This is a genomic window from Sphingobium sp. GW456-12-10-14-TSB1, from assembly GCF_059424385.1.
Genome location: NZ_JBWKZI010000001.1, coordinates 1,226,846 through 1,252,307, shown reverse-complemented (window position 1 = coordinate 1,252,307; position 25,462 = coordinate 1,226,846). Strand labels below are relative to the sequence as shown.

Below are 25,462 nucleotides of genomic sequence, written 5' to 3'. Positions count from 1 at the left end.
TTGCCCGGATTCAGGGCATTTCCCTGCCAGGCTGCCCGTTTTTTAAGCAGTCGTTGGCGCGCGCTCAGCTATAGGGCGGCGCATCCAGTCCGGCAGGGCTCTTCGTGAAAATCTCGCATCCGGTTTCGGTAATGCCGATACTATGTTCGAACTGGGCGGACAGGGTGCGGTCGCGCGTTACCGCCGTCCAGCCATCTTCCATCATCCTGACGCCGGGCTTGCCGATATTGATCATCGGTTCGATCGTGAAGAACATGCCGGGCTTGAGTTCCGGGCCCGTACCGGGGCGGCCGATATGCACGACCTCCGGGCTGTCATGAAACACCCGGCCCAGGCCATGGCCGCAAAAATCACGGACCACGCCATAGCGGTGCTTTTCGGCGTGCCGCTGGATCACATGGCCAATGTCGCCCAGATGGTTGCCGGGCTTTGCCTGCTCGATGCCCAGCATCAGACATTCATAGGTCACCTCGACCAGCCGCCGCGCCTTGATCGGCGCATCACCCGCGATGAACATGCGGCTGGTGTCGCCATGCCACCCATCGACCAGCGGGGTAACGTCGATATTGACGATATCGCCGTCCTTCAGCCGATAATCGCCGGGGATGCCGTGGCAGATGACGTTGTTGATCGATGTGCAGCAACTATGGGTATAGCCGCGATAGCCAAGCGTCGCGGGCACGCCGCCACCGTCCAGCGTCATCTGGCGCACGATGTCGTCCAGTTCGCCGGTCGTCACGCCCGGTACGACATGGGGCACCAACGCATCGAGTATCTCGGCCGCCAGCCGTCCGGCGCGGCGCATGCCTTCAAAACCCGCCGCGTCATATAATTTGATCGCGGCCGAACGGGAAATCGGCGCATCGGCCGTCATCGTCATATATTCGGTCATGACATGACTATAGGGGCACCCGCGCCATAATGCGAGAGGGGCGGCCAGTGGTCCGATCCCGATATTCGATTGAGCGTGAGGGGATGTCACACGCGCATGCCCGATACGCAGCGGACCATCAGAAATATTTGATTTCCAGCGGGCTTTACGATGTCAAAATCAATCCACTAGGCAGGGCGCCATGCGCAGGCTATGGACGCGCCATGGCCGATCCTACCCGCATCTGGACCGCAGCGCTGATCGTGATCGGCGACGAAATCCTGTCTGGCCGCACGCAGGACAAGAATATCAGCCAGATCGCGACCTGGCTCAATGTTCAGGGCATCCGCCTGCGCGAAGTGCGGGTGGTGGCGGACGATAGCGACGCCATCGTCGAATCAGTCAACATCCTGCGCGCGCGCAACGATTATCTGTTCACCACCGGCGGCATCGGCCCGACCCATGACGATATAACCGTCGATGCGATCGCGGCGGCGCTGGGCGTGCCGGTGGAAGTGCATCCTCAGGCGCGGGCGATGCTGGCGGGCTATTATGAAACGCGCGGTGGGCTGACCGAAGCGCGGCTGCGCATGGCGCGGGTTCCCGCCGGGGCCAGCCTGATCGAAAACCGCATGTCGGGCGCGCCGGGTATCCGCCATGGCAATATCTTCATCATGGCGGGCGTGCCGCACATCACCGCCGGGATGCTGGACAGCCTGACCGGCACGCTGGAGGGCGGGCTGCCGCTGCTGTCCGCCACGATCGGCTGCTGGGTTGCAGAGAGCGAGATTGCCGACCTGCTGGGCGCGGCGGAGCAGGCGCATGAGGGATGCCAGATTGGCAGCTATCCCTTTTTCCGCGAAGGGCGCACGGGCGCGAACTTCGTCGTGCGTTCGACCGACGCGAGCGCGCTCAACCAGTGCCTCACGGCGCTCAGCACGGCGCTCGAACAGGGCGGATGGCCCGTCATCCCGAACGGGATCTAAAGGTCAGCGCTTCGCCGCAAACCAGATGACATGGCGCGGCCCCTTGCCATTGTCGCGCGCCTTCACCGCCACTTCGTCGACGGCAAATTTGGCATTGCGCAGGCGGCGGGTGAAGGCATCGTCCGACCCGGCCGACCAGACGGCCAGAATGCCGCCGGGGCGTAGCGCATCGCGCGCAATCGCGAGTCCCTGAGCGGAATAGAGCCGGTCATTCGCCACCATGGTCAGCCCGTCAGGCCCATTATCCACATCCAGCAGGATCGCATCATAGCTGCTCCTGCCGTCCGCGATCACGCTCGCCACGTCGCCCATGACGAGTTCGACGCGCGGATCATCCAGGCATCCGGCAGCCAGATCGACCATCGGGCCACGCGCCCATGCGATGATTTCCGGCACCAGTTCTACCAGCGTGATCCGCGCGTCGGCGGGCAGGATCGCCAGCGCTGCGCGCAGGGTAAAGCCCATGCCATATCCGCCGATGAGCAGATGAGGCGCCTTGCGGCCCGCCAGCCGCTCGATCGTCATGACCGCCAGCGCCTTTTCCGACCCGCTCATACGGCTGCTCATCAATTCGTTGCGATCCAGCACGATCATGAAGTCGCCGCCCCGGCGGTAGAGCTTCAATTCCTCCCCGCCCGGAATGGCGGCGGAGCCAAGATATTCGCGCGGGATCATGCTGGTGTCTTTCCTGGATGATATGTCGCTGGCGCGCATGGCAGCTTGGCAAGCCCCGCGCAAATGCTACAGGCATTCGCAGATGCCGTCTTGCGATGGCCAGACCTATCGAACGGCAGGCAGTTCCTTTTTTCATGCGCTATTTTCTCGACACTGAATTTAACGGTTTTGGCGGTGGGCTGATCAGCGTCGCGCTGGTTCCCGAACATGGCGACCAGGAATTTTACGTCGCGCTGCCGCTGCCGGACGATGTCGAGCCATGGGTGGCGCAGCATGTCGTCCCCTATCTGCGCCATGTGCCGCCGGGCATATATCTGGAACTCAACCGGGCGGATGCGGCCGATCATGTCGCCGCCTATCTGGAAGGGGATGATGATCCGCTGATCATCGCCGACTGGCCGGAGGATCTGGCCCATTTCTGCGCTTTGCTGGTGAAGGGGCCGGGCCTGATGGCGGGGGTCGATTTCGGTCTGCGGCTGGAACTGATCAATGCCGCGGGCTTTAGCGCGGCCGCCAACAGCCGGGTGCCGCACAACGCCCTGCACGACGCGCGGGCGCTGCGGGATTTCTACCTCGCCGATTGAGGCGCAGCGGCGCGGCCGACCCGCGCCCGCTCCAGCCACCACAGCAGCGCGCTTGCCAGCAACCAGCCGATCGCGAACGGCCAGGGCGATCCTGGGACTGACTTGCCCATGGCGGCCTTGTCGCCCGATGCTGGCGGGCGCAGCATCAACATGGCGTCCCGATCCCGCGCGGCCCGCATCACCGGCAGGGCATTGGCAGGCTGGACGTAGAAGGGCGTGGCCTGGCCATCGCCCGCCCGGCGCAGCTGATGCCAGCCAGCCTTGTCGGGCCAGAAGGCGCCGCATCCCGCTACCGGCAACAGGTTTGCCATCCGTCCATCCGGGCCTTCGACCTCAGCAGGGGTGGTCAGGCCGCACAGGATCATCCGCTCGCCCGCCCATCCCGGTGTCGTGATGGGCGTCATGCCGGGGGCGGGGCGTGCAACGGTCGCCAGCATCGCGCTCCACCAGTCGCCATGCAGCCCCCGATGGCCCGTCAGCGTCAGCGCATAGCTGTCGATACCAGTGAACAGCGCAACTCGCCCGCTATCAACCGCCCGCCAGGCCGCCAGCGTCACGCCACCCGCATCTCGCAGCAAGGGCACGGCGTTCTCACCCTCCGGCGTCAGGCCAAGACGGCTGATCTCCGGCAGCATTTCGTCGGGCAGGGCCAGGTCCGCTGGCCTGTCGTCGCTGCCGATACCCTGCCGGGTGCGCGCGATGGTGGGAGCAAGGGGCTTGGGCAGGGCGAGGGGAACCAAGCCACCCTTGCCCGTCAGGCCAAAGCCCAACGCCTGCCATTGTCCGCGCGTCGTCGCGTCGATCGGCCCGCTGGGGTGCAGGATCAGCCCCAGCCCGTTGCGCGCCGCGTCCATCAGCACGCCGCGCCGCGCTGCCCAGCTGCGGTCATCGACGATCGCTGCGTCGAACTTGCGGAGCGTTGCGCCGTCCATCGCGATCGGCGCGTCGCCCAGCGCAATGCCGCCCCCCGCGCTCATTTGCGTTGTCACGGCAAAGCCAGCATCGGCAGCCCAGCGGCGCAGATATTTGACTTCGGCATTGGGCGCTGCCGACAGGATTAGCAGGCGCGGGGCTGGGCTGTCAGCGACCAGTAGCGGGACGCTGGCCTGTTCGACGGTGCGGCGGCCATCGCGCACGCGCATGGTGAACAGCACGGCCCCAGCGGCGCGCGCGGTGCCGGTCAGCGCAAAGCGCCCATCGGCGTCGGCCTGAACGCTGTCCGTCACTTGCCCGGCCGGGTCGAGCAATTCGACGGTGGCGCTGGGGAGGGCGCTCAACTGCCCGCCCAGGCTGAAGCTGCTCCCCGGCGCGACGAGCGTCGGCGGGGCAACATGGCTGATACCCTGACGCAGAGGGCGCGGCTCAAAACGGACGGCGACTCGCTTTGCCGCTTCCATGTCGCGCGGCGGCAGGCCGTCGCCCAGTATGATAATCTCGCTGGTGCCGGGGTGCCGCCGCAAGGCGGTCGCAAGATCGGGCACATGTTCGCCAGGGCGAATGTCGGGCGCTTCGGGCAGCAGGACCATAGGACCAGCCGCCAGACGAGACGTGCCGCGTGTCGCGATCCGCAGCGCGTCGCTGCTCATGGTCGTCGCAGGGGGAAATAGCGTCAAAAACAACAATATTCCGCACACCGGCTGGAGCAGCAGCAGCGCGATCAATCGCCTGGGCGACGGCGCGCTTGCGCTACGATGCCACAGGATCAGACGAACGCTCGCCACAATCATGGCCGCGCCCAACAGGATGGCGGTCATCCATGCGGCGGTCATGGCTTGCCCCCTCCTATCGCCCCAAGATAGCGCGCACCGCCAGCATCGGCGGGACGGCGGCGGGCAGGCTGGGCCGGCGGTCGTTCCATGGCGGTCCAGAGAAGGGCGCGCAACTTGGCGCGGCAGGGCAGACAGGCGGGATCGCGGCGGACGGCGTCGATCGCCCCTGAAAGCGCCAGCGGATCGGGCAAATGGGCGGATTGCCCCCGCGCCCAGCGGTCGAGCGCATCCAGCGCGATCGGCCCCCGGATCGCGCCCGGCCCATCGCCCAGCGCGCGCCAGGCCGCCGCAGCGGGACCGTCCCGTCCTTCGACCGGGCTGATCGCCAGAACGCGGCTGGCCAGCCCCTCCCGCTTGCCGGTCATGCGGCGACTGGGGTCGATCGGTGAAAGTTCCGGCCCTACCCGCGACAGGAAGATGCGGGTCGCCTGCTGCACCTCCTTGATGAAACGCAGCGCGCGATAGGCAAAGGGCAGCGCCAGATCGGGATGGCCTTGCCTCAACTGCACCTCGGACTGCCACATTTCATCGACCGCTTTCTTCAGGATGGCGCGGGTTTCGGGATCGAGGCTGGACGCGGGCGAATCATCATGCGCGTGGCCAAAGTCCGCCAGCACATCCTCCGGCGCGCCAAAGCCCGGCGCGGGTCGCCGCGGTGCGCCGCCATGGTCATGGCCATGATCATGGCCATGATCGTGCCCTTCATCGTGATCGTGGTCGTGATCATGATCATGGTCGTGCCCTTGATCGTGGTCATGGCCATCATCGTCGCTATGCTGTTCGCCATGATTGGGGGGCGGTTCCGGTTCGCCTTCCTCTTCGCCGCCCAGAAACTGGCTGTAACGGCCGCGCAATATCCGTTGGTCGCTGCCGATGCTGGCGGAACGGGCAAGATAGCGATCGGCGGCAAGGCGGCGCTTCTGCTTGAGGAGCGCTTCAGCATCGATGATGATCTGTCGCTGACTGCGGAAATAGGCAGGCAGGGTGATGTTGACCATGCCCTCCAGCCCGCTGCTTTCGGGCTGCCTGGACGATGGCCAGCGCAGGATCAGGCTGGGGCCGCGCACTTCCTGCGCAGCGGGTTGCCGCATGTCGCGCACGATGAGTTGCACCACCATGTCGCCGCCCGCGCTAAACCCAAGAGCGCCGAAATCCAGTCGGGGGCTGAAACGTCGATCGCGTGGCGGGCCGCTGCCCGAAACCGCTATTTCGCGCTCGCTGAAGGTCACATTCTCGCCCTCGCCGATTGCCAGCGTGACGCGGAGCCGCGCGGTGGCGGCGACGCCATAATCGTCCGTGGCGGCAAAGACCGGGGTCCAGTTGCGCTGACCGGCCTGTACCATCGTCAGGCTGGCGGCCGGGCTGATCGCGCGCACCTGTGGTGGACTGTCGGCAATGGCGTCGACCCGATGGAGAGGCGGCGTCGGGCCACGGCCCGATGCGGGATCGACGCGATAGAGGAAGGAGGCGTCGAGCAGGCGGCTGGCGATCCAGTTCGGGCCGTCGCGGCGCAGGGCGATGGGCGCGCCCCCGACCGGCAGGATCGCCGGGACAGTTGCTTGCGGATCAAAGCGCAGCGTCCATTCGATCCGCGATCCAACCGGCGCGCGCGCGTCCAGCGATGCGGAATCGCGCGGCGGCAGCCCGGTATAGGCAGGCGGGATGATCCGCAGATTCTGCGCGGTCAGACGCGGGATGCCGGGCGTTGCGGGCAGCGCTTCCGTGCTGGGGGCCAGCGTCGGTGGCCCATGACCGGGGCGTGGCCAGAACAGCGCGAGGCCGACCGCGATCAAGCCCATGATCCCCGCGAGCAGGATCAGGCGGCGCGACCAGTCGGGACGCAGGCTGTCGGGACTGTCGCGGTCGATCCTGCCGAGCAGCCGCGCCTGCTGGAGCCGCTCAAGCGGGCCAAGTAGAGCAGGGTCGGCGAACAACAGGTTGGCGCTGTCCTCCATGTCCGGCCGGTCGCGATCCAGCGCATGGACCAGCCAGGCTTGATCATAGCGCCGGGCACGATAGCGCGCGGCAAACAGGGCGATTGCCGCTGCGATCATGGCGGCCGCAACGGCGGCGATGATGCCCGACAAGCGCCAGCCAATGGCCGCAAGTCCCACGACCAGCGGCACGGCGAGGGCGAGACTGTCGGCCATCACCCGATATTTTGCGGGAGCCGTCCAGCGGGCGAGCAGATCGTTCGCACTCATGGACTGATACCCCGGCTGCGGCGGGTCGCCAGCCAGCGTTCGGCGATCAGCAGCGCCGCAATCAGGATCGCCAGCCACGGGCGCATATCCTGCGGCGGCTGATCATAGGCGCGTCCGCCAGTCAGCGGCGCATAGTCGGCGGCGGCAACCCGCGCTGGCGGCGGCGGGGCCGGGGTCAGCACGGCACGCAGACGGGTGGGGAAATCGGCGTCCAGCAGGGCCGGCATCATGGCCGGGGTCAATGGACGGGTGAAGCGCAGCAGCCGCCCCTGGCCCAAAGGCATAGCCTCTACCAGCGGTGCGCCGAGTGCGTCACGCCAGAGCGGCGCGCGCGGCGTGTCGGCCGGAACCAGCATGTCTGACGCGACCAGCGCCGTGCCGCCCTGCTTGATCCAGCGGCTCAGCCCGTCCGGCACTGTCCCGCCGCCCAGCCAGATCAGAACATGGCGCTGGTCCGGCAGTGGCGCATCGATCGCGCCTGTGTCGATCGCGGCATCCCGACCAGCGGGTTGCCATGCCAGCGCGGCGGCGCGCAGGTAGCGGATGCCGCCGCGATGCTGCGCATCATATCGGATCGCCAGCGGCGCTATTGGGGCAGGCTGGGTACGCGGGGCAGGCATGGCGCCCGGCGAGATCCGCCATTCCGGCTTGCGCGACAGGCGGAGACGGTCGGCATCCGCCCCTTCGATGACCTGCGGCGTGATGATGGTCAGCGGAACATCGGCAGGCATTTCCGCGTCAAGCTGACGGATCAGGCTGGCGACGGGGAATGGGCCGGATGGCGACGGCTGGTCGATCGACGGAAAGCCGGGGGCCAGCCAGACCGATCGGACATCGCCAATGGGCGCACGGGCGGGATCGACACCGGGGACCAACGCCGCGACGGGCCTGCGGTCTCCGGCCCCGAACAGCACGGGCTGGGCAAGCCACAGCGCGACCAGCGCCAAGAGGAGGAGGCGCAGCAGCAGCAGCGGCCATTCGTCGAACCGCAGCCGCGATCGAGGCCGGGGCTTTTGCCGCAACCAGCGCAAGGCGGCGAAGTCGGTCGGCACCTGCTCGCTGCGCCGGGCGATATGGATGACCAGCGGGACGATGAGCGCCAGCAGCGCGGCCAGCGCGCCGGGCAGCAACAGGGCTGGCGTCATTGATATTCCGCCGCTTCATGCGCGCCGAACAGGCGGCGCAGCGGCACGTCGATCGGCTGGTCGAGCATGTGGGTGGCGTAACGGATTCCCACCGCGTCCAGCCGATCATGCAGCGCATCGCGCGCCGCCCCGAAACGGGCAAGAAATTCGCTGCGTAGGGCGGGACCGTCCGCCAGCAATTCCTCGCCCGTTTCGGGATCGCGGAATCGATAGCCGCCATCGAAAGGAAAATCGCGCTCGGCCACCGTCAGCATTTCGATCAGCAATGTCTCGCGACCCGCCGCCGCCAGCTTTTCCGCCAGTTCGACCGCGCCGGGATCGAAACAGTCGCTGAGCAGAATGACCAGATCGCGCGCGCCGATCCGCTCCCACACCGGGCCAAGCTGGTCCTCCGGCGCAAAGCCGCCGACCGCGTTCACTCCAATCAGTTCCAGCAGCAGCCGGTCCCGCTGCCGTGCGCCACTGGCGGGCGGTAACAGCGCCAGACCCTGATCGCTCAGCGCCATCCAGCCAAAACGATCGCCCTGCCGCATCGCCAGATCGGCAATGCAGGCCGCCAGTCCTTTTGCGGCGTCGAAGCGGCTATAGTCCGGGCGCGCGGCATCGGCCTGCGTCATCGAAGCACTGGCATCCATCAATATCCACACCGCGACCGGGCTTTCGCGCTCCGCTTCGCGCACGAAGAATTTGTCGGACCGGGCGTAGAGTTTCCAGTCGATCTGGCGCAATTCGTCGCCGCGCTCATAGGCACGATATTGAGCGAATTCGAGGCCCGCGCCCCGGCTGTGGCTCTGGTGCAGCCCGATGCCATGCGATCCCACCGCCCGGCGCGTGACGAGGCGCAGGCTTTTCAGCCTGTTCCGCACGTCAGGGGGGATGAAATCGACCATGCGCGGTTCAGCTAAGCGGTACGGCACGCAGCAAGGCGGCCACGACATCGTCTGCGCTACGCCCCTCTGCCTCCGCCGCAAAGGACAGGAGCAGGCGGTGGCGCATGACCGGCGCGGCGAGCGCAATAATATCCTCCCGCGTGGCGGCAAGCCGCCCATGGAGCAATGCGCGCGCCTTGGCCGTCAGGATCAGCGACTGGCCAGCGCGCGGTCCCGCGCCCCATTTTACATATTTGCGGATCTCGTCGGGCGCGCCATCGCCGGGGCGACTGGCCCGCACCATGCGGGTGACCCAGCGGAGCAGATCGTCGCTGAAATGCACCTGACGCACCCAGGCCTGGAGGGCCAGCACTTCATCGCCATGCATCACGGCGGGAACGGCGTTCGCCTTCGCGCCTGTGGTCTGGGCCAGAATATCCTGTTCTTCCTGCTCGGTCGGATAATCGACGCGGATGTGCAGCAGGAAGCGGTCCAGCTGCGCTTCGGGCAGTGGATAGGTGCCCGCCTGTTCCAGCGGGTTCTGCGTCGCCAGCACGAAGAAGGGCGCAGGCAGCCGGTGCGTCACGCCGGCATAGCTGACGGTCTTTTCCTGCATCGCTTCCAGCAGCGCGGCCTGCGTTTTGGGCGGGGTGCGGTTGAGTTCGTCGGCCAGCAGCAGGTTGGTGAACACCGGCCCCTTCTGGAAACGGAAGCTGCGATGGCCGGTGCCATGATCCTCCTCCAGCAGTTCGGTGCCCAATATGTCGCTGGGCATCAGGTCGGGGGTGAACTGGACGCGGCGAAAATCCAGCTTCAGCGCTTCGCCCAGCGACCGAACCAGCAATGTCTTGCCCAGTCCCGGCACGCCCTCCAGCAGGCAATGGCCGCCCGCAAGCAGCCCGATCAGCAATTGTTCGACGACTTCAGTCTGCCCAACGATCGCCTGGCCAATTGCGGCGCGCAACTCGGTCAGGCGGGCAAGCTGGCCCTGAATATCGGCTTCGGTGATGCTGGTCATAGACGGTCCCTTACTGGGCAATTTCATGCTTACCGTTCAACCCGCGCCTGTCGAAGGGGCGTCCTTCTTGAAGGGAAGAACAAGGCTTCGACAGGCACAGCCCGAACGGGGTTTAATTGGAGGCGTAAAAATTATCGATCACACCGATAGCGCATACATCACGATATTGACGCCGAACCGGGTGTTATCCTCGGCCAGGAACCGCTTGTTGCGCCAGTCATAATCCCATTCGCAGCCATAATCCTTGTTGCTGTAGAGCACGCCCAGCCGCCCCTCTATCTCTATCCCTTTCAGATAGTCATGAACCAGATCGTCGCCCCAGCCATTCAGTTCGAAGCCGGTATTGGGCGGGCCGTCAAATTTGAAGAAGGACCGATAGAGCGGGTGCGTATTGGGCAGTTGCTTGAGCGCCTTGCTGCCGAAAATCTTGGCCATCTGCGCTTCGAACGACCGGGCGAACAGGCCGTCAATATCGTGGTTGCAATCATCGACCAGCACGAACCCGCCATTGCGGACATAGCGTTCGAAATTGCGCCGTTCTGCCGCCGAAAACTCGACCAGCTTGTGCCCGGCCAGATAACAGAAGGGCGCGGTCAGCATCCTGGGGTCGGACAGGGCGATGACATGCTCCTTCGGGTCCACCCGCAATGTCGTATAGTCGATCAGCGACGTGATCAGGTTGGACGGCATCCGCTGGTCGACATCCCAGTCGCCCGAATCATATCGCAGTCGCGTGAACCAGAAATCATAGCCCCCCGCGGCCGCGAGCGGTCGGGCCAGCATTGCACTGGCCAGACCGCCCGCCATCAACCGAAGGAACTCGCTCCGCGTCATATCGCGCGAACTGGCCTCACACCGCGTCCGACAGCGACGTGAAGGTAAAATCGCGCAGCTTCATCGGCGGCACGATGATCGGCGTGTCCGCTTCGTCGCCCTTCACGCGGACGGGTTTGCCCAGCTCTTCGACATTGTTGAGCATGATGACCGGGGATTCGTTGAAGCGGAAATTCTTGATCGGATATTTGATCTGGCCATTTTCGATATAGAAGGTGCCGTCGCGGGTCAGGCCCGTCAGCAGCACCGTCTGCGGATCGACCATGCGGATATACCAGGTGCGCGACACCAATATGCCCCGCTCGGTCGTGCGGACCAGATCGGCGGTCGATTTGGTGCCGCCGGTCATGATCAGGTTGCCGGGCTGCGCCATGGCGGGCTTGCCCTGCTTTTGCGACCAGTAGCGCGAATATTCCATGTTCACGAGCTTGCCATTCTCGACGATCGGCATTTTCGTGCGCGGCAGGCCTTCCTCATCCCAGGGATAGACGGCGGCGCCCGGATAGGCCGGGTCGGCGAAGAAGTTGACCTGCGGCCCGAACACCTGTTCGCCCAGCTTGTTGCCGCCACCCTTTTTCGACAGGAAGCTGCGGCCTTCGTCGGCGGAGCGAGCGTCGAAGAAAAAGAACATGAACTGAATGAGACCAGCGGCAGCCGCCGGTTCCAGAATGACGGTATATTTGCCCGGCTCCAGCGCCTTGGCGTCGGCTGACGCGCTGGCCTTGCGCATCGCGATGCGAATATCCTCGCTTGCGTTGAAGTTGGCGACGTCCTGCACATTATGCCCGACCCAACCGGAGCCGCGCCCATCCTCGGTGCGGACGGTGCAGGTATAATCGGCGCTTGTGCCGGTCTGATACCCGTAATTGCCCTTGCTGTTGAGGAAGGCGACGAACCCGGCCTGATCCTCAAGATAGCCTGCCGCGACCAGCTTTTCGGCGCGGCATGGCGCGATCGAATCGCTCGCCACCTTGGCGCGATAGGCGGCGGTAATCCCGGCGGTCGCGGGGCTGAATGTCGGGGTCGGCGTGTAGGTCTGCTTGTCGACGGCAGGCATGAATTCCGGGTTTTCCGGGGCTAGCTTCGCCAGTTCCTCCGCCCGGCGCACCACGCGCTCCAGCGCGGCGTCGTCAAACTGGTTGATGGTCGCGATGCCGACCCGTTTGCCAAAGGCGACCTGCACAGACAGATCGATATTGTCGGTAATGCCGGCGGTCGACACATCGTTGCGGGCAAAGCGCACATTGCCGCGGGTCGAACCGGTCAGCTGCGCGGTGCATTCGTCCGCCTTGGAAAAGCCCACGACCTTGGTCAGGATCGCCTTGGCCTGTGCTTCGGAAAGGATGCTCATATTTTTCTCTCCCTGACCGATCAACCGAGCGAACGGGCGGTGTTGATGACGTTGATGCCGTTGAAACGCGCGGTGCTGGAGCCGTGCGATACGGCCGAAACCTGCGCGGGCTGGCCCTTGCCGTCGAAGAAGGAGCCGCCCAGGCGATAGTCGCTGGCGTCGCATACGCCCGCACAGGCGTTCCAGAATTCCGGTGTGCGGATCTGGTAGGCGACATCCTCGATCTGCTGGGTGATCTTGCCGTTCTTGATCTCGTAGAAGAGCTGACCGCCAAATTGCGCATTATAGCGCTGCTGGTCGATCGAGAAGCTGCCGTCGCCGATGATGTAGACGCCATCTTCGACATTGGCGATCATGTCGGCGACGCTCTGCTTGGCCTTACCGGGTTCCAGACTGACGTTCGCCATGCGCTGGAACTGGACGTTGGACCAGCTGTCGGCATAGCAGCAGCCGTCGCTTTCGCTCTTGCCCTCGATATGCGCCTGATCGCGGATCGCCTGATAGCCGACCAGCTTGCCGTCGCGGATCAAGTCCCACTTCTTGGTCTTGACGCCTTCATCGTCATAGGCGACCGCGCCCAGACTGCCGGGCTGGGTCTTGTCCGCGACGATATTCACCTTGTCGCTGCCATATTGGAAATGGCTCTGCATCTTGTCCATCGTGGCAAAGCTGGTGCCCGCATAATTGGCTTCATATCCCAGCACCCGGTCAAGTTCGAGCGGATGGCCGACCGATTCGTGGATGGTGAGCCAGGTGTGCGAAGGATCGAGCACCAGATCATATTTGCCGGGCTTGACCGAAGGCGCCTTGATCTTCGCGCGCGCCTGCTTGGCGGCGGCGATCGCATCCTCCTTCATGTCATAGCTGTTGCCATAGACGGTGACGCCATTGGGCAGCACGGTCTTGCCGGACGCTGCGCCGTCCAAGTATTCAAAGCCCAGCCCCATCGGCGCGGACAGGCCTTCACGGACGCGGAACTTGCCCGTCGTCTTGTCGACGGCGGTGACTTCCATCGGCGCCCAGATGCGGTGCACATCCTGGTCGATATAGCTGCCATCGGTGCTGGCGAAATATTTCTGCTCATTGACCAGGAACAGGATGGAGCGGATGAAGTCCGCGCCTGCGTCCATGGCGGCGGCGTTCACGCCCATCAACAGGTCGACCTTGTCCTTGATCGGCACGGTCATGCTGTTCTTGACGATCGGCGTGCGCCAGCTGACTTCACCCGCGCCCTTGACCGGGGCAAGCTGGACCGGGGCGGACTGGGTGGGCGCATTGGCCTTTGCAATGGCGACGGCCTCGGCCGCTGCCTTGGCCACGGCTTCCCTTGTCATATCGTTAGTGGCGGCAAAGCCCCAGGCGCCGTTTGCGATCACGCGGATGCCAACGCCGGTCGATTCGGTGTTGACGACATTTTCGACATTGCGTTCGCGGGTGATGACGAACTGGCGCAGGTAACGGCCAACGCGCACATCGCAATAGGTTGCGCCAGCGCTCTTGGCGGCATTCAACGCCGCGTCTGCCAGTGCCTTCTTCACGGTGACGTCGATGGCGCTGTTCAGTTCCTCCGCGGCAATCACCTTGCCGAACATCGAAGGCAGGATCAGGCCGCCTATGCCCATGGTGCCAAAGGCCAGGAAATCTCTTCTGTGCAAGGTTCGTCTCCACCTGCAAATGCCCGCGTCAAGCGGGTCGGATTGTGCTTGGGATGCGGCCGGTTGGCCGTACCGATGGGTGGGATCATCGCGGCAGGGCAGGGCTGGGTCAAACATCTTTTACGACTGCACAACTTTGCCTTGCCCGCTTTCGACATATGACATCTGTCGAAAGATGCTGGCCATGGCAGGGCAGGCCGCACGTTGCGTGGACGCAACAAATCGGGCCGCGCACGGCCTTTTCCCCTGGCGGGGTGGATCATATCCGGATGCTGTGAAGAAATGTGGTCGGGGAAAGAGGATTCGAACCTCCGGCCCCTGCCTCCCGAAGGCAACGCCTAGCGCCGCAGGGCGCGGAAATCCTCATTTAGACCGCGATAACCGCGCGGACCATAGGGGGAACGACTCGGCAAATGGGCCGATTTTCACCGGAGCTACACCGGAGAAGGAAACGGCGCAATCGCGTGGTTTCTGCACGTGCGCCCGGCCGCGCACCGGGGGTGCGTGATGGCCCTTCTGAACAAGCCCAGAGAGGCCCAGCGCCACGTCGACAGGTGGAACGAGCGCTATCCGGTCGGGCAGGCGGTCACCGTCCGCCGCGACAATGGCGCGACCATCACGACGAAGACCCGCTCGCCAGCCGAGCTGCTGTCAGGCCATTCCGCAGTCGTCTGGCTGGACGGGATCAGCGGTTGCTACCTGCTCAACCGGGTCACGCCCGTCACGGAGGCATCATCATGACCGACAACATCCTTAAGCACGTCACCACGCTCCCGCTGTCGCGGATCACGAAGGGCGATAACCCCCGTCGCTACTTCGACCAGGCCAAGCATGACGAACTGGTCGCCTCGTTCCGCCTGCGCGGCATTCTCCAGCCGCCGATCGTCCGCCCGGTCGCCGGCGCAGAGGGAACCTACAGCATCGTGGCAGGCGGGCGTCGCTACAATGCTGCTATCGAAGCGTTCGGTCCCGACGCTGACATACCTGTCATCATCCGCGAGATGACCGATCAGGAGGCGCTGGAAGCGGCCATCGACGAAAACGACATTCGTGATGACACATCCGAAACCGAGCAGGCAGACGCTGCTGTCCGAGCGCTCGCAGCCTGCCAGGGCGATCGCTCTGAGGCGGCGCGGCGGCTGGCATGGTCGCTGGCAAAGCTCGATCGACGGCTGGCGCTGGCCAACCTTGCCGAGCCGGTCAAGGTCGCGCTCGACGAACGCCGGATCAAGGTCGGGCATGCCGAGCTCCTCGCGGCAGTGCCAGCCGACAAGCAGGAGAAGGCGCTCAACACGATTCTGGGTGCTGGCCTGGGCGTCGCCAAGACGCGCGAGTTGCTGATGCGGGTGACGCAGAGCCTTGTCGGGGCGCAATTCGACAAGGCCGAGTGCACCACATGCCCGTTCAACTCCGCATCGCAGCGCGCTCTGTTCGCTACCCATGTCGATGACGGCTTCTGCACGAACGCCGGATGTTTCAAGCTCAAGACGGAAGCGGAGGTCGCCGCCAGCGCGCCCTCGGTTGAACAAGTTGCCTCGGATGCACAAAAGCCGGGAAACCTTAAAGCGCCTGTCACGCCCAAAGTGGGTACTATACCCGCTTCGCCGGTCGATCAGGTAAAAGCAGCAAAGCCAAGCGCTCCGCCAGCTGTGCCGCCAGTAACTCCGAAGGTGACAGCCGAGACGATCGCCAGCCGCGTCACGGCCATGCGTGAAGCCGCCTGGCGCACTGCCCTAATCCAGGCCGTGGAAGGTGACCCCGACATCGCCACCGCGTTCGACGCGATCCTGCGCGACACCTGGCAGGTGGACCGGCCGTTCCTCTCGAAGTTCGGGAAGGACGAGCTCAAATTCATCGCGCAGGAATGCGGGCTGGTCGATCACATGGGCGCGAAGGTCTTTGCCAAACTGCTCGAAGCCAAAACCGACAAGATCGTCGATGGCATGTTGAACGCCACAGGCTTCAGCTGGGCCGGGCGTCTGCCCAGCGCGATCACGCTCGATGGCAAATACAGCCCACCGCCCGCCGGCGCTGGCCTTGGCGCGCACCATGCCCACCCTGAGAAAGTCTGACCCATGCTCATCACCAGCCTGCTTCCTCTTCTGTCCCGCTATTCGCTTGGCTTCGACCTCGTTGCCGGTCCGGACGGCACCGTCACGCTCACCGTCATCCCTCGAAAGGCAGTGGGCGCGAAATCCAATCCGGAGGCGGGCGAGGTCCGGCCGATATCCATCACTGCCACGGCGGCGGAGATCGACGAGGAGCTTGCCAAGGGCGAGGACGGGGCACTCGGTCAGCTGATCGCCGTGCGCAAGGGGTTGGGCGACCAGATCGCCGAACAGCGCGCGGCGGCGGAGGCCACAAAGGCGCCCGCCAAGTCGAAAAAGGCCGAGCCTGCCAAGGCCGCGCCAGCACCGGCCGCGTCATCCGAACCCAGCGCTGCACCCAAGCCCGGCGAACCGACCAGCCTTTGGGACGACTGACACTTCTCACCCGATCCAGGAAGACTGCACATGCAAATCAATCAGCTCACCCGCGCCTATCGCTATGACGGGATCGACCTTCCCATTCCGCCGCACCTCGCCGCAGATCCGCAGGGCCTGCGCGCCTATCACGCCACCCTCTACCCCGCGATCCTTAATGCCGAGGCGGTCGATGCCGGCGTGACGAATAATGTCCACGTCACCGAGTACCGGCGCGCAGTCGGCACCAAGGGATAGCTGTGGTCGCCGCGATACCGCCCGCGCCCCGAAAGACGCTCCTCGAATGGATCGAGCATGACGATGGCAACGAAACCAGTCCTTCCATCCCCAAGTGCAGCGAGCAAGCAGCAGCCCTTCACGCGCAAATCCTCGTCTCGCAGGAAAGCCGGGGCGAACCGATCCAGCCGCCTCCCGGCCTCCATCTCGCCCCCCTCGGCTGATCTGGCCGGGCGGACGGTCGCCCTGTCACCCGATGTGCAGACGGCGTTCGACGGTCCGCTCGGGGCGCATCACAGGGTGCTCGGCCATTGGGCGGCGGCGCAGGACGATGCGCCCCGGCTCTACACTCGCGGGGAAGCGCGCCAGCGGATCGAACGGGTGTTCGATTCGGCAGTGCTGGAAATCCTCAATCCGATCGAGATCGTGGATTTGCGGGCGGCGGTGCTGGAGGGCGAGGACGGCCGGCCGCCCGCGATCGCGCTCATCTGCGACAGCATAGGCCAGATGAACCTCGGCTGGATCGAGAAGTCGAACGCGCTGCGCAACGCCATCCTCGATCAGGTAGCACCGGTCGGGATGCAGGCGGCGGCCTATCAGGCGATTGCGACGACGATCAACGCGGCAGCTCCGATGATCGGCTTCGAGGATCTGATGGAGGAGCTGTCCGTCTATTATTGGGATGGCTCCATCGGCGATGAAGGCGCGCTGGTTTCAATCAAGGAGTGGCGCGGGCTGGCAGATGACGAGATCGATGTCGAGCAGCTGCCGTCGGGCGTCATGGGGAGGCGTCCCGCGTGGATGTTCGCGTCCAACGCCTACCCGTTGAAGAAGCTGCCTGCCGGGCTGGCCAAGAGGATACGGCGACTGCGCAAAGCGCGCGTGGCGCTGGACGCTTTGGAAAACACCGATAACGCCTGGTGCTACAACAGCGATTTCATCCTCGATTATCTGCCCGAATACGAGGATCACGGCATGCTGCCACCGATGACGATCGTCCCGTTCGACGTGTTCGCGCGTGAGATCGACGACGTTGCGCGACCCTGCATGGAAAACGGCTTCAACGATATCGTTGGCCTCTACCAGATGCCGGCCCCGGCCGCGATCGATCAATGGTTCGCGTCTCTTAAGCTTGGCGCCGAGCTGCTGCTTGCGGCGCAGGATCTGATCGACACCAACCCCTTTCAACCGTGAGGCTCTATGTTCAATCATTCCACACAATTTGAATCTACGCCCGGCGGGCTGGTGCTGACCAATGCCATCCTGCTCTACAGCGCCGAAGGCCGATACATCAATTCGCGCGAGGGTGCCGCAGCGTTCGCCAGCATCCACGACGTCGAGCAGCGTGAAGCCGGACCGATGATCGCAGCTGGCTCGCCCTTGACCCGCGCGCACCTGCGTCAATGGGCAAAAGCCTTGGACCGCGCCGCGCCTCCCGAGATCCTGCCCGCCAATGTGTTGGTGGCCCATGCCGATCTTCTTGTCTGGTGGGTGCCGGCTCAGGTGCGGCTGGCCTATTTCGACCTGTCCGGACCGCCGAAAGGAATGAAGGTGCTTGCCCGGCGCACCAGCGTACAAGTTCCGTATCCAGCGCAATTGTTTGTCGCCAGCCGCAAGGGGTTCGGGGTCTACGCCCTGCCGACTGACGAGCGGCCGACCGGCGAGACGAAACTGCTGCACAGCCCGGTACTGAATGTCTATCTCACCGGCCAGCTATGCTGGGGTAATATCGTTCGTCCCAAGGCGCTGACGATCGCGTCGATCCCTGAATATGAGCGGGCGATATTCGAGTCCTGGTCTACCCATCCCAATATCGGACAGGAATTGACCGTGACGGGCAGGGGCGGGCTGGTGAAGCTCTGGGATGATCTCGCCGCGACCGGGGCGAAGCGCTTTCCGGTGAAGCGGCTCAAGCCCTTCAACCCGGCCAGCAACCGGCAGGCCTTGAAGGTGCCTGTCACCCTGGGCTCCTTGATCGCGGAAAGGACATCGGCATGACGATCCTCGCAGATGATCCGACGGCCGCCGCCGTCCTCGCCCAGATGCCATGCTACCCGGTGCCGCCGTCTGGCCGGTCGCCCGCCATCGATGCGCTACGCGGCGCGCGCGCGGGGCAGGGGCTTGCGATCGGGCAGGCTGGCGTGATGCTCATCTTGCGCCGGCCGTGGTTGGCGCTCGACACCTATCTCACCAATCGGCCTCATGCCTATCTGCCTTTCGGCGCTGGCGAGAAGGAGAGATGCCAGTTACGATGCGGCCTGATCCCGTACGAGCATTTCGCTCAGATCCTGGATCACCTGCGCGCGGCGCTCCCCAATGAAGCGGCGGCGTTTGTGATCTGGAACGAGACGACGCGCGAGTTCGCGGTCGAGTATCCTCACATCGATGACGCAACGCCTTCGCGGCTGGTCTATCGCACGCCGATACTGTCGGCCGACTGGCATGTCGTGTGCGACGTCCATAGCCATGGCACCGGCCCGGCCTTCTTCAGCCGCACCGACAATGAGGACGACGCGCACGCGACGAAAATATCTCTCGTGTTTGGCAGGCTCGATTGGCCGGACGGGTTCGTCATGGAATCGCGCCTCTGCGCCGCAGGCATGTTCCTGCCCATTCCCCGAATTCCGTTCGCAGGAGCCGATCATGCAGCCTGATATGTCACAACGCCATTACCTGCGCCCGTCGCTCGGAGATCGCGCCATCAACGTCATGCTGGTCGGATGCGGCGGCAATGGCGCGCAGATGCTTATGGGGCTGGCGTCGCTGGACACGGCGCTTCGCGCGATCTCGTCGCGGTCGCTGAATGTCACCGTCGTGGACGACGACATAGTGAGCGAGGCGAACCTTGGTCGACAGCCCTTCTATCGTTGCGACCTCGGCAATTCGAAGGCTCGTACTCTCACCGAGCGGATCAACCTGGCCCACGGGCTGTCGTGGAGGGCAGTGCATGGCCGTGCGCCAGCCGACATAGGGCTGGAGAGGATCGATCTGCTCATCAGCTGCGTCGACACCGCGTCGGCTCGGCGTGGCCTTGGCGCTGCGATGCCGGACGACGCTCCCGCACCCATCTACTGGATGGACCTGGGCAACCGCGCGACGGATGGCCAGTTCCTGATCGGATGCCCGAAGGCGTCGACCGGTGAAAAGGCGGATCGACTACCGACCGTGCTGGAATATTTCCCGGAATTAATGGACGAGACTGCCGCCGAGGATGACACGCCCAGCTGCTCGGTTGCCGAAGCACTGGAGCGGCAATCGCTATTCATGAACCGCGTTGTCGCCAGCCATGCGCTCGCGCTGCTGTTCGACCTGCTGGGACGCGGCTCGATCGGCCACGCTGGAGCCTTCATCAATCTGGCGAGCGGGCAGGCGATGCCGATCTCACTGCCCCAACCGATGGAGAAGGCGGCATGAACGAGAAGTGGGACGATAGTGGCGTTGGCTGCGCTGTCTTGTTGGCGTTCTTCGCCGGGTGCTGGTTCACACAGTGGATGATGTCATGATCCCCCATATCTGCACATTCAGCGAGCCAGAGGACTATCGCATCACGGACGGCACGACAGTCTGGCATGGTGACACGCCTCGAAGAGGAGACCCGGATCGGCAAAGGCGGGACCCTGGCGGCGCAGCTGTCGCGGCTCGACCTGATCGTTCTCGACGAGCTCGGTTATCTGCCGTTCGCCCGCTCGGGAGGGCAGTTGCTGTTCCACCTCATCAGCAAGCTTTATGAGCGGACCAGCGTCATCATCACCACGAACCTCGCCTTCGGCGAATGGCCGACCGTGTTCGGCGATCCCAAGATGACCACGGCGCTGCTCGACCGCGTCACCCACCACTGCGATATCGTCGAGACGGGCAACGACAGCTGGCGCTTCAAAAACCGCAGCTGACAGCCACCTTCGGCGCCTTCAAAAATCTATCTTGCGCTGCGCGCGCCTCCGGTCGGGCTACGCCCGCCCTCCGCCGCACGCAGCGCAAGGCCATCTTCAACAAACCAGCATCATATTATCTGAAAAGGGGGTCCCTCTTCGACGCCGATCGGGGGTCCCTTTTGAACGCCGTTTGACAGAAATGGGCCAGTATTGCGATAGCGACTGGCACAGCATCAAAAAGCCCGGCTGGATTTGCTCGACGTTCGGCGAGTTCGTCGGCAGCAAGCATGATCCGTTCACCCACTGGATGCCCGTCCCGGGCGGTCCAGCCGTGGATGAAGCGACATGAGCGCCGCCCTTCCGGAAATCGCGGAGCGCATGCAGCGCGCCATCCTCAATGGACGGGGCATCCGCCTCGAAGCCGATGACGTCGTCCTGTTGGCGGCGATCGGCGTCAATGACCTCGTCCAGACCGAAAACGCCAAGATGTTGAGAGAGCAATGCGTAACCCGAACGATGAAGAACCGCTCTATTCAAGGGGGACAACCCGCCTTGGAGGGCCAAAATACTGGCTCGGCCGAGACCGCCGCTCCGACGGTACGCTCCGTTCCCCCAACCTCTACATCTTCTGGTACGACGCGGAACGCGGACACGTCCGGTCTCGCTCGACGCGCACAACGGATATCGGGCAGGCCGAACAGAGACTCGACGCCCTCTTCCTAGAGCGGGAGCGAGGGCAGCGCATCTGCGACGAATGCGGTCAGCTGATCGTCGGCGCACCGCCGCATCCGCTGGTCGACGCCATGTCCAACTATCTCATCTCGGTTCGCAAGAAGCCCTCGCTTACTTCCATCAAGGCGCGGCTGGCGCATGTTTCGAACTATCTGATCGAGACCGACCGACTCGATACCACCTGCGACCAGGTCAACGAGGAGTGGATCGACGATTTCCGCGACTGGGCGTTCGAGGTGCCGGTCGTGTCGACAGCAGGCAAGGTGCTGGGTGATCGCAGCGCCGGCACGGTGGAAGGATCGGTCCGCGCGCTGAGCGCCGCGATCAACCACGCCAACGGGCGCGGCGACACACCCTATGCCGCTGCGTTCCAGGCCAAGAAGCCGGACGAGGTGAGCGAGACCCCGGCCTATCGCGCAGACGTCGCCAAGCTGGCGGAGATGTTCAACTACTGCCTCCGCCCGCCGCGCAGCGCTGGCATGAGCGACAAGGCCTATGATCGCCAGCTGGCCTACCGCGAGGCGCTGCTGCGCTTCCTGCGCGTGAGCGTCGCGACCTGGTGTCGGCCGGACGCTGCCTATGACGTGTCGACCGCACCGGAGCGCCGCCAGTGGTACCCCGACATCCGGGCGCTGGCATTGAACCAGCGCGGCCGACCACAGACGAAGAAATATCGTCCTGTCGTGCCTGTGGCCCACCAGTTCGCCGAGCAGCTGAAGGCGGCACCGGTCGGCTTCTACGTCGGGCCCAAGTCGATTCGCACCGCGTTCGAGGCGATGCAGCACGAGCTGTCCCTACCGCGCGATGGTGAGACCGGGCAGAAACTGATTCGCCGCTCGATCGCCAAGCTGGCGCGCAGCCGACTAGGCGAAGCGCTTTGGGTGGAAGGGCAGATGATGCTGGGTCACCGCGTCCACTCGAAGACGTCCGACATCTATGCGGCCTTCGAAGCGGGCTATCTGACCAATGCGCTCGCAGTCACCGAGCAGATTATCAACGAGATCGAGGCGAAGGCGCCGGGTGCCTTTCGCCGGGATGTCACCGGACTTAAGATCATCCATGGAGGACGAAATGCTTAGAAAAGTTGGTCGGGGAAAGAGGATTCGAACCTCCGGCCCCTGCCTCCCGAAGACAGTGCTCTACCAGGCTGAGCTATTCCCCGACCGATGCCGAAGCCGCGATGAGGCGACCCCGTAAGGCAGGCCGCAGCCTATAGAGGCGGCTTTTCAGGCTGGCAAGCGGCCAGAGCGGCTTTTTTTGCGTCTTACAAAAGCCCAGCCGCGCGGAAGCTGAACCGGCTTTCCCCGGCCTCTATCATATGGTCGGCCAGCCGCATGTCGAGCGGGCGGAGCCGCCGGGCAAGGGTGCGGGTCAGGGCGATGTCGGCCGGACGGGGCAGGGCGACAGCAACGCCGGGCCGTCGCTGGTGAAGCGCCAGCCACTGCCCGTCCAGCGCCAGCAACTGGCTGACGACGGCGCGCCAGTCGTCCGCCAGCGGCACGCGGTCGCGCGGGCGCCAGGTGGCGTCAAGGATGATCAGGTCCAGTCCGGCCATGCGGGAAATGTGACGCGGGCCGGTTTCGCCACGCCAGCCCAAGCCGCGCCATTCTGGTTGAATAGCCCCCTATTCTGATCCGGAATGAAGGGGAGATTGGCTGGCGGGACTGCCTGGGCTACAGCGGGCGGTGACCCACAGCCTTCATACAGGATGCCCGCCCTTGCGCGACACGATGCCCCACTATGAGCAGCAATATATAGACCTGATGCGCCATATCTGGCGTCATGGCGACGAACGGATCGACCGCACCGGGGTTGGCACCCGGTCGATCCTGGGTGCGACGATGCGCTTTTCACTGGCTGACGACGCGGTGCCGCTGCTGACGACCAAGCGGGTTTACTGGAAGGTCGCAGCCCGCGAGATGCTGTGGTTCCTGTCGGGCGACACCAATATTCGCGAACTGGTGCGGCAGGGCGTCCATATCTGGACCGACTGGCCGCTGGATGCCTATCGCCGCGCCACCGGCGAGGCGATCGACCGGGATGCGTTCGAGGCGCGAATCATCGAGGATGAGGCGTTCGCATTGAAATGGGGCGATCTGGGGCCGGTCTATGGCGCGCAATGGGTCAACTGGCCGCGTTACGAGGCGGCAGGAGATGGGCTCTACCGGCGCGCGGAGAAAGGGCATAACCAGATTGCCGATCTGGTCGCGGCGATCCGGTCGACGCCGGGGTCTCGCCGCCTGCTGTTTACCGGATGGAACGTGGCGGAAGTCGCCAATATGGCGCTGCCGCCCTGTCATATGACCTATCAGTTCCAGGTCGCGAATGGGAAGCTCAACGGCTTGCTGTTCCAGCGCAGTTGCGACCTGGGGCTGGGCTTTGCGTTCAACATATTCGGCCTGTCGATGATCACCCGGATGCTGGCGCAGCAATGCGGTCTGGAGCCTGGCGAGGTGGTCTGGCAGGGTGGCGACGTCCATCTGTACCTTAACCACGCTGCATTGGTGGAGGAGCAGATGGAGAGAATTCCGTCGGGCGCGCCAAAGCTGCGGATCAATCGGCGACCTTCGGACATTTTCAGCTACGCGATCGAGGATTTCGAGGTGACTGACTATACGCCGCAGGCCCATATTGCTGCGCCGGTTGCTGTCTAGGCCGACAGTGAGCCGAACATAGCGACACGGAAAAATGGGTAAGGAAGGCTTGCCTTTCGCAGCGACGTAATATAATGTTATTGGCAAGCAACATTATTGCGATGCAGCATAGGAGGCAGGATGACCGATCCCCACGATTCGGCAGGATTGCAGGGCAAGGCCGGGCATAATCTGCCCCCGCTGCGCCTACACGTTCCCGAACCGCCAGCCCGGCCCGGCGAGAGCGCGGACTTCACCCATTTCGACATTCCCGCTGCCGACGCGGCACCACGGCCAGACGAGACGGCGCAGCCCGCGACGATGCGCGACATGGCCTATGGGCTGGTGCGCGTGCTGGATGAAAATGGCGCGGCGGTGGGCCAGTGGAATCCCAATCTGCCCCCTGAAACGCTGTTGCGGATGCTGCGCACCATGGCGCTGACCCGCGCGTTCGACGCGCGCATGTTCCGGGCGCAGCGGCAGGGCAAGACCAGTTTCTACATGAAGTCGACGGGTGAGGAAGCCGTGTCGATCGGCGCGGCGCTGGCGCTGGACCGCGACGACATGTGTTTTCCCAGCTATCGCCAGCAGGGCATATTGATCGCCCGCGACTGGCCGATCATCGACATGATGAACCAGATTTATTCGAACAAGGGCGACCGGCTGAAGGGCCGCCAGCTACCCATCATGTATTCGGCGCGGGATGCCGGATTCTTCTCGATCTCCGGCAATCTGACCACCCAATATCCCCAGGCGGTCGGCTGGGCGATGGCGAGCGCAGCGCGCGGGGACACCCGGATCGCGGCGACCTGGTGCGGCGAAGGATCGACGGCCGAGGGCGACTTTCACAGCGCCTGCACCTTCGCCAGCGTCTATCGCGCGCCCGTCATCATGAACATCGTCAACAACCAGTGGGCGATCAGCAGCTTTTCGGGCTTTGCCGGAGCGGAGGCGACGACCTTTGCCGCGCGCGCCGTGGGCTATGGCATTGCCGGGCTGCGCGTCGATGGCAATGACGTGCTGGCGGTCTATGCCGCGACCCGCTGGGCCGCAGACCGGGCGCGCGCCAATGCCGGGCCAACGCTGATCGAACATTTCACCTATCGGGTGGAGGGGCACAGCACATCGGATGATCCGTCCGCCTATCGCTCCGCCGAAGAAAGCAGCCTGTGGCCGCTGGGCGATCCGATCGCGCGGTTGAAGCAGCACTGCATCGCCCTTGGCATCTGGGACGAGGACCGCCACGCCGCGATGGACAAGGAATTGGCCGAACTGGTCCGCGACGCCGCCCGCGAGGCGGAAAAGAACGGCATCCTTGGCCATGGCCTCCACCATCCGATGGAAAGCATGTTCGAGGATGTGTTCGAGGAAATGCCCCGGCACCTGAAGGAACAGCAGCAGCAGATGCTGGACGAATGGAAGGCGGCGGGGCTGTGATGGCGCATCATCATTTCCTCTCCCCGGCGGGGAGAGGATACCGTAGCTCAGCAGCTTGCTGCTTAGCGAAGGTTGGAGAGGGGGCTGCGTGGTCCCGTCTTTCAACCGCCGTTCACCCTCTCCCAGCT

At 64.4% G+C, this 25,462-nt stretch carries 26 protein-coding genes and 1 tRNA gene; 14 read left to right on the top strand and 13 right to left on the bottom strand.

The features are described 5' to 3' along the window. Positions 1-64: 64 nt before the first annotated feature. A complete protein-coding gene (gene map, locus AC07X9_RS06100) occupies positions 65-892 on the bottom strand; it encodes a type I methionyl aminopeptidase (protein WP_017182219.1) in 828 nt (275 codons plus the stop codon). Between the two features lie 203 nt (positions 893-1,095). Here map and AC07X9_RS06095 point away from each other — a divergent pair, with 203 nt between their 5' ends. Next, entirely contained in the window at positions 1,096-1,857 is a 762-nt protein-coding gene (locus AC07X9_RS06095) for a competence/damage-inducible protein A (RefSeq protein WP_017182218.1), read from the top strand. Positions 1,858-1,860: 3 nt separating this feature from the next. Here the strand turns inward: AC07X9_RS06095 and AC07X9_RS06090 are convergent, their stop codons facing one another. Continuing rightward, positions 1,861-2,532, bottom strand: coding sequence for a spermidine synthase (locus AC07X9_RS06090; protein WP_026002232.1), 672 nt, complete (start codon positions 2,530-2,532; stop codon positions 1,861-1,863). A 134-nt stretch (positions 2,533-2,666) separates the two neighbouring features. On the opposite strand from AC07X9_RS06090, the gene AC07X9_RS06085 reads away from it, so the two are divergent. After that, positions 2,667-3,116, top strand: a complete 450-nt coding sequence (locus AC07X9_RS06085) for a hypothetical protein (protein WP_017182216.1) — start codon at positions 2,667-2,669, stop codon at positions 3,114-3,116. Here the strand turns inward: AC07X9_RS06085 and AC07X9_RS06080 are convergent. The 8 genes from AC07X9_RS06080 to AC07X9_RS06045 all read right to left on the bottom strand — a co-directional run bounded on the left by AC07X9_RS06080 (position 3,101) and on the right by AC07X9_RS06045 (position 13,961). Continuing rightward, positions 3,101-4,885, bottom strand: a complete 1,785-nt coding sequence (locus AC07X9_RS06080; RefSeq protein ID WP_017182215.1) for a carboxypeptidase-like regulatory domain-containing protein — start codon at positions 4,883-4,885, stop codon at positions 3,101-3,103. The two genes, AC07X9_RS06085 and AC07X9_RS06080, sit on opposite strands and share 16 nt — an antisense overlap. Continuing rightward, complete coding sequence (locus AC07X9_RS06075) at positions 4,882-7,089, bottom strand: DUF4175 family protein (protein ID WP_017182214.1); 2,208 nt, start codon at positions 7,087-7,089, stop codon at positions 4,882-4,884. Before AC07X9_RS06075 ends, AC07X9_RS06080 begins: the two co-directional genes overlap by 4 nt. Then, positions 7,086-8,234 (bottom strand): BatA domain-containing protein, encoded by a 1,149-nt coding sequence (locus AC07X9_RS06070; protein WP_086485655.1) that lies wholly within the window; start codon positions 8,232-8,234, stop codon positions 7,086-7,088. Before AC07X9_RS06070 ends, AC07X9_RS06075 begins: the two co-directional genes overlap by 4 nt. Then, the gene (locus AC07X9_RS06065) at positions 8,231-9,124 is read right to left on the bottom strand and encodes a DUF58 domain-containing protein (protein ID WP_017182212.1); all 894 of its coding nucleotides are present in this window, start codon (positions 9,122-9,124) and stop codon (positions 8,231-8,233) included. Before AC07X9_RS06065 ends, AC07X9_RS06070 begins: the two co-directional genes overlap by 4 nt. Positions 9,125-9,131: 7 nt before the next feature. Further along, positions 9,132-10,121 carry an AAA family ATPase gene (locus tag AC07X9_RS06060; RefSeq protein ID WP_086485654.1) on the bottom strand — a complete coding sequence of 330 codons (990 nt, stop codon included), beginning with the start codon at positions 10,119-10,121 and terminating at the stop codon, positions 9,132-9,134. 138 nt (positions 10,122-10,259) lie between these two features. After that, positions 10,260-10,955 (bottom strand): DUF4159 domain-containing protein, encoded by a 696-nt coding sequence (locus AC07X9_RS06055; RefSeq protein WP_043145735.1) that lies wholly within the window; start codon positions 10,953-10,955, stop codon positions 10,260-10,262. Between the two features lie 16 nt (positions 10,956-10,971). After that, on the bottom strand, positions 10,972-12,306 hold the full coding sequence (locus tag AC07X9_RS06050; RefSeq protein ID WP_019053550.1) for a TldD/PmbA family protein: 1,335 nt from the start codon (positions 12,304-12,306) through the stop codon (positions 10,972-10,974). Positions 12,307-12,326: 20 nt separating this feature from the next. Next, positions 12,327-13,961: a TldD/PmbA family protein gene (locus tag AC07X9_RS06045; protein ID WP_026149784.1), complete on the bottom strand. Its 1,635-nt coding sequence runs from the start codon at positions 13,959-13,961 to the stop codon at positions 12,327-12,329. A 507-nt stretch (positions 13,962-14,468) separates the two neighbouring features. Between AC07X9_RS06045 and AC07X9_RS06040 the strand changes: the two genes are divergently transcribed. From AC07X9_RS06040 to AC07X9_RS06000, 9 genes are all read left to right on the top strand, one after another. After that, positions 14,469-14,702 carry a hypothetical protein gene (locus AC07X9_RS06040; RefSeq protein WP_086485653.1) on the top strand — a complete coding sequence of 78 codons (234 nt, stop codon included), beginning with the start codon at positions 14,469-14,471 and terminating at the stop codon, positions 14,700-14,702. Further along, on the top strand, positions 14,699-16,033 hold the full coding sequence (locus AC07X9_RS06035; RefSeq protein WP_086485652.1) for a PRTRC system ParB family protein: 1,335 nt from the start codon (positions 14,699-14,701) through the stop codon (positions 16,031-16,033). The genes AC07X9_RS06040 and AC07X9_RS06035 overlap by 4 nt, the downstream gene beginning before the upstream one ends. Positions 16,034-16,036: 3 nt before the next feature. After that, a complete protein-coding gene (locus tag AC07X9_RS06030; RefSeq protein WP_086485651.1) occupies positions 16,037-16,444 on the top strand; it encodes a PRTRC system protein E in 408 nt (135 codons plus the stop codon). Positions 16,445-16,474: 30 nt separating this feature from the next. Then, positions 16,475-16,681, top strand: coding sequence for a PRTRC system protein C (locus AC07X9_RS06025; RefSeq protein WP_086485650.1), 207 nt, complete (start codon positions 16,475-16,477; stop codon positions 16,679-16,681). Positions 16,682-16,738: 57 nt separating this feature from the next. Next, positions 16,739-17,854, top strand: coding sequence for a hypothetical protein (locus AC07X9_RS06020; RefSeq protein WP_495197980.1), 1,116 nt, complete (start codon positions 16,739-16,741; stop codon positions 17,852-17,854). A gap of 6 nt (positions 17,855-17,860) precedes the next feature. Further along, complete coding sequence (locus tag AC07X9_RS06015) at positions 17,861-18,658, top strand: PRTRC system protein B (protein WP_086485648.1); 798 nt, start codon at positions 17,861-17,863, stop codon at positions 18,656-18,658. Further along, positions 18,655-19,314 carry a PRTRC system protein A gene (locus AC07X9_RS06010; protein WP_086485647.1) on the top strand — a complete coding sequence of 220 codons (660 nt, stop codon included), beginning with the start codon at positions 18,655-18,657 and terminating at the stop codon, positions 19,312-19,314. Before AC07X9_RS06015 ends, AC07X9_RS06010 begins: the two co-directional genes overlap by 4 nt. Beyond that, on the top strand, positions 19,304-20,074 hold the full coding sequence (locus tag AC07X9_RS06005; RefSeq protein WP_086485646.1) for a PRTRC system ThiF family protein: 771 nt from the start codon (positions 19,304-19,306) through the stop codon (positions 20,072-20,074). The genes AC07X9_RS06010 and AC07X9_RS06005 overlap by 11 nt, the downstream gene beginning before the upstream one ends. A 95-nt stretch (positions 20,075-20,169) precedes the next feature. Then, positions 20,170-20,550, top strand: coding sequence for an ATP-binding protein (locus AC07X9_RS06000; protein WP_254908097.1), 381 nt, complete (start codon positions 20,170-20,172; stop codon positions 20,548-20,550). Positions 20,551-20,646: 96 nt separating this feature from the next. On the opposite strand, the gene AC07X9_RS05995 is transcribed toward AC07X9_RS06000, so the two are convergent. Next, positions 20,647-21,033: a hypothetical protein gene (locus AC07X9_RS05995; protein WP_176342109.1), complete on the bottom strand. Its 387-nt coding sequence runs from the start codon at positions 21,031-21,033 to the stop codon at positions 20,647-20,649. On the opposite strand from AC07X9_RS05995, the gene AC07X9_RS05990 reads away from it, so the two are divergent. Further along, positions 21,033-22,343, top strand: coding sequence for a hypothetical protein (locus AC07X9_RS05990; RefSeq protein WP_254908051.1), 1,311 nt, complete (start codon positions 21,033-21,035; stop codon positions 22,341-22,343). The genes AC07X9_RS05995 and AC07X9_RS05990 overlap by 1 nt on opposite strands. 6 nt (positions 22,344-22,349) lie before the next feature. Here the strand turns inward: AC07X9_RS05990 and AC07X9_RS05985 are convergent. Further along, positions 22,350-22,426: transfer RNA gene (locus tag AC07X9_RS05985), tRNA-Pro, on the bottom strand. A gap of 102 nt (positions 22,427-22,528) precedes the next feature. After that, a complete protein-coding gene (locus AC07X9_RS05980) occupies positions 22,529-22,819 on the bottom strand; it encodes a JAB domain-containing protein (RefSeq protein ID WP_037514321.1) in 291 nt (96 codons plus the stop codon). Positions 22,820-22,994: 175 nt separating this feature from the next. Here AC07X9_RS05980 and thyA point away from each other — a divergent pair, with 175 nt between their 5' ends. Both thyA and AC07X9_RS05970 read left to right on the top strand, forming a co-directional pair. After that, complete coding sequence (gene thyA / locus AC07X9_RS05975; RefSeq protein ID WP_037514323.1) at positions 22,995-23,918, top strand: thymidylate synthase; 924 nt, start codon at positions 22,995-22,997, stop codon at positions 23,916-23,918. 120 nt (positions 23,919-24,038) lie between these two features. Beyond that, positions 24,039-25,334, top strand: a complete 1,296-nt coding sequence (locus AC07X9_RS05970; protein WP_017182390.1) for a 3-methyl-2-oxobutanoate dehydrogenase (2-methylpropanoyl-transferring) subunit alpha — start codon at positions 24,039-24,041, stop codon at positions 25,332-25,334. Positions 25,335-25,462 lie beyond the last annotated feature (128 nt).

Bases quoted from the DNA above. Each gene is read 5' to 3' on its own strand.
- map (WP_017182219.1), bottom strand. From the start codon at position 892: ATGACCGAATATATGACGATGACGGCCGATGCGCCGATTTCCCGTTCG.
- AC07X9_RS06095 (WP_017182218.1), top strand. From the start codon at position 1,096: ATGGCCGATCCTACCCGCATCTGGACCGCAGCGCTGATCGTGATCGGC.
- AC07X9_RS06090 (WP_026002232.1), bottom strand. From the start codon at position 2,532: ATGATCCCGCGCGAATATCTTGGCTCCGCCGCCATTCCGGGCGGGGAG.
- AC07X9_RS06085 (WP_017182216.1), top strand. From the start codon at position 2,667: ATGCGCTATTTTCTCGACACTGAATTTAACGGTTTTGGCGGTGGGCTG.
- AC07X9_RS06080 (WP_017182215.1), bottom strand. From the start codon at position 4,885: ATGACCGCCGCATGGATGACCGCCATCCTGTTGGGCGCGGCCATGATT.
- AC07X9_RS06075 (WP_017182214.1), bottom strand. From the start codon at position 7,089: ATGAGTGCGAACGATCTGCTCGCCCGCTGGACGGCTCCCGCAAAATAT.
- AC07X9_RS06070 (WP_086485655.1), bottom strand. From the start codon at position 8,234: ATGACGCCAGCCCTGTTGCTGCCCGGCGCGCTGGCCGCGCTGCTGGCG.
- AC07X9_RS06065 (WP_017182212.1), bottom strand. From the start codon at position 9,124: ATGGTCGATTTCATCCCCCCTGACGTGCGGAACAGGCTGAAAAGCCTG.
- AC07X9_RS06060 (WP_086485654.1), bottom strand. From the start codon at position 10,121: ATGACCAGCATCACCGAAGCCGATATTCAGGGCCAGCTTGCCCGCCTG.
- AC07X9_RS06055 (WP_043145735.1), bottom strand. From the start codon at position 10,955: ATGACGCGGAGCGAGTTCCTTCGGTTGATGGCGGGCGGTCTGGCCAGT.
- AC07X9_RS06050 (WP_019053550.1), bottom strand. From the start codon at position 12,306: ATGAGCATCCTTTCCGAAGCACAGGCCAAGGCGATCCTGACCAAGGTC.
- AC07X9_RS06040 (WP_086485653.1), top strand. From the start codon at position 14,469: ATGGCCCTTCTGAACAAGCCCAGAGAGGCCCAGCGCCACGTCGACAGG.
- AC07X9_RS06035 (WP_086485652.1), top strand. From the start codon at position 14,699: ATGACCGACAACATCCTTAAGCACGTCACCACGCTCCCGCTGTCGCGG.
- AC07X9_RS06030 (WP_086485651.1), top strand. From the start codon at position 16,037: ATGCTCATCACCAGCCTGCTTCCTCTTCTGTCCCGCTATTCGCTTGGC.
- AC07X9_RS06025 (WP_086485650.1), top strand. From the start codon at position 16,475: ATGCAAATCAATCAGCTCACCCGCGCCTATCGCTATGACGGGATCGAC.
- AC07X9_RS06020 (WP_495197980.1), top strand. From the start codon at position 16,739: ATGACGATGGCAACGAAACCAGTCCTTCCATCCCCAAGTGCAGCGAGC.
- AC07X9_RS06015 (WP_086485648.1), top strand. From the start codon at position 17,861: ATGTTCAATCATTCCACACAATTTGAATCTACGCCCGGCGGGCTGGTG.
- AC07X9_RS06010 (WP_086485647.1), top strand. From the start codon at position 18,655: ATGACGATCCTCGCAGATGATCCGACGGCCGCCGCCGTCCTCGCCCAG.
- AC07X9_RS06005 (WP_086485646.1), top strand. From the start codon at position 19,304: ATGCAGCCTGATATGTCACAACGCCATTACCTGCGCCCGTCGCTCGGA.
- AC07X9_RS05990 (WP_254908051.1), top strand. From the start codon at position 21,033: ATGCGTAACCCGAACGATGAAGAACCGCTCTATTCAAGGGGGACAACC.
- AC07X9_RS05980 (WP_037514321.1), bottom strand. From the start codon at position 22,819: ATGGCCGGACTGGACCTGATCATCCTTGACGCCACCTGGCGCCCGCGC.
- thyA (WP_037514323.1), top strand. From the start codon at position 22,995: ATGCCCCACTATGAGCAGCAATATATAGACCTGATGCGCCATATCTGG.
- AC07X9_RS05970 (WP_017182390.1), top strand. From the start codon at position 24,039: ATGACCGATCCCCACGATTCGGCAGGATTGCAGGGCAAGGCCGGGCAT.